Source organism: Aeromonas sp. HMWF014, assembly GCF_963878295.1.
Taxonomy (GTDB): domain Bacteria; phylum Pseudomonadota; class Gammaproteobacteria; order Enterobacterales; family Aeromonadaceae; genus Aeromonas; species Aeromonas popoffii.
Genome location: NZ_CAWNYS010000147.1, coordinates 1 through 2,280, shown reverse-complemented (window position 1 = coordinate 2,280; position 2,280 = coordinate 1). Strand labels below are relative to the sequence as shown.

General features: G+C 61.5%; 1 protein-coding gene and 2 pseudogenes. All 3 read left to right on the top strand.

Features of this window, described 5'->3' with window-relative positions:
- Window positions 1-299 (top strand): annotated as a pseudogene (locus AAC083_RS05750) (PTS 2-O-a-mannosyl-D-glycerate transporter subunit IIABC); the annotation flags it as partial.
- A gap of 86 nt (window positions 300-385) precedes the next feature.
- Window positions 386-1,303, top strand: a complete 918-nt coding sequence (locus tag AAC083_RS05745) for a glycoside hydrolase family 38 N-terminal domain-containing protein (protein ID WP_258224613.1) — start codon at window positions 386-388, stop codon at window positions 1,301-1,303.
- Window positions 1,216-2,280: pseudogene (locus AAC083_RS05740) on the top strand (glycoside hydrolase family 38 C-terminal domain-containing protein); the annotation flags it as partial. The gene AAC083_RS05745 and the pseudogene AAC083_RS05740, both read left to right, overlap by 88 nt.

Below are 2,280 nucleotides of genomic sequence, written 5' to 3'. Positions count from 1 at the left end.
TCACCGAGGGTGCCATTCCGATGGCCATCGAAGACCCGATCCGGGTGATCGGCTCCTTCCTCGCGGGCTCGGTCGTCACCGGCGCCATGGTGGGGGCCATGGGGATTGGTCTCTCCACCCCGGGGGCTGGCATTTTCTCCCTGTTTCTGCTCCACGATGGCGGCCAAGGCGCCCTGATGGCTGCCGCCGTCTGGCTCGGTGCGGCGCTGGTGGGCACCCTTATCTCCACTCTGGTGCTGATCGGATGGCGCCGTCACGCCATGCAACGCGGCACCTATCAGGTGGTCGCCGCAGAGTAAGGCTCATCTTCACAACCGCTTTTTCAACAGACTATTTTTCCGCACGGCAGGCAAGGGCCGCCGTGCGTCAGCAAAGGATCATTGTCATGACAGTTTCACGAGTTCACATCACGCCGCACATGCACTGGGATCGGGAGTGGTACTTCACCACCGAGGAGTCCCGCATCCTGCTGATCAACAACATGGCGGAGATCCTGGCGCGTCTTGAATCCGACCCTGACTATAAGTTCTATGTGCTCGACGGCCAGACCGCCGTGCTGGAGGATTACTTCGCCATCCAGCCCGAGAACAAGGCCCGGGTAAAGGCGCTGGTGGAAGCGGGCAAGCTCATCATCGGCCCCTGGTACACCCAGACCGACACCATGCAGGTGAGCGGCGAGTCCATCCTGCGCAACCTGCTCTACGGGATGCGCGACTGCCTTAGCCTTGGCGAGCCGATGAAGATCGGTTACCTGCCCGACTCGTTCGGCATGTCCTCCCAGCTGCCCCACATCTTCAACGGCTTCGGGATTGACCGTGCCATGTTCTGGCGCGGCTGCTCCGAGCGCCACGGCACCGACAAGACCGAGTTCCTCTGGCAGAGCAACGATGGCAGCGAGGTGACAGCCCAGGTGCTGCCGCTTGGCTACGCCATCGGCAAGTACCTGCCGGAAGATGAAGCGGGCCTGCGCAAGCGGCTCGAATCCTACTTCAAGGTGCTGGAGAAGGCCTCGGTCACCCAGGATATCCTGCTGCCCAACGGCCACGACCAGATGCCGCTGCAACAGAACATCTTCGCCATCATCGACAAGCTGCGGGAGATCTACCCCCAGCGTGAATTCCACATGAGCCGCTTCGAGCAGGTCTTCGAACGCATCGAGGCGTGCCGCGACCAACTGGCCACCCTCTCAAGGGGGAGTTCAACGACGGCAAATACATGCGGGTGCACCGCACCATCTCCTCCACCCGGATGGACATCAAGCTGGCCCACGCCGCCATCGAGAACAAGATCGTCAACATCCTAGAACCGCTGGCGAGCATCGCCTGGGCACTCGGCTTTGAGTACCACCACGGGCTGCTTGAGAAGATGTGGAAAGAGATCATGAAGAACCACGCCCATGACAGCATCGGCTGCTGCTGCAGCGACAAGGTGCATCAGGAGGTGATGACCCGCTTCATTCTGGCAGACGATATGGCCGAGAACCTGATCCGTTTCTACATGCGCAAGATTGTCGACAACATGCCGGTGGCGCTCTGCGAAGACGGGGTACAGGCGGCCGACAAGCTCTGCCTGTTCAACCTGATGCCCTTCCCCCGTCAGGAGGTGATCAACACCAGCATCCGCATTCGCGCCCAATCCTTTGCCCTGCGCGATGAAGCGGGCCAGCCGGTCCCCTACTTCATCCGTGCCAGACGGGAGATTGACCCGGGTCTGGTGGACAGACAGATCGTTCACTATGGCAACTACGACCCCTTTATGGAGTACGACATCCAGCTCTGCCATCCGCTGCCGTCCATGGGTTACTGCACTCTGCATATCGAGGGCAACCAGCCGGGCTTAGAGCAACCGGTGACCACCCGCGGCGAGCTGCTGGAGAACGATTTTTACCGCATCGCCCTCAATGACAACGGCACCCTGCAGATCCTGGACAAGCTGCGCGGCACCACGTTCGATCAGGTGCTCACGCTCGAAGAGGGCTCCGATGATGGCGACGAGTATGACTACTCGCCATCGCGCGAGGAGTGGCTGCGCTACTCCACCGAGTTTGCGGTGACCCGCGAGATCACCCATCAGGCGTGGCAGAGCATCGCCACCCTTGCGCTTCGCATGGCGGTGCCGGCCAACCTCGCCGAGCGGGCCAACCGCCAGTGCAACGGCCACCTCGATGTCACCTGCCACATCACATTGGCGCATCAGAGTCCGCGCATCGACATCGAGCTGGAGCTCGACAATCAGGCCGATGATCACCGGGTGCGGGTGCTGATCCCCACCCCCTTCCCG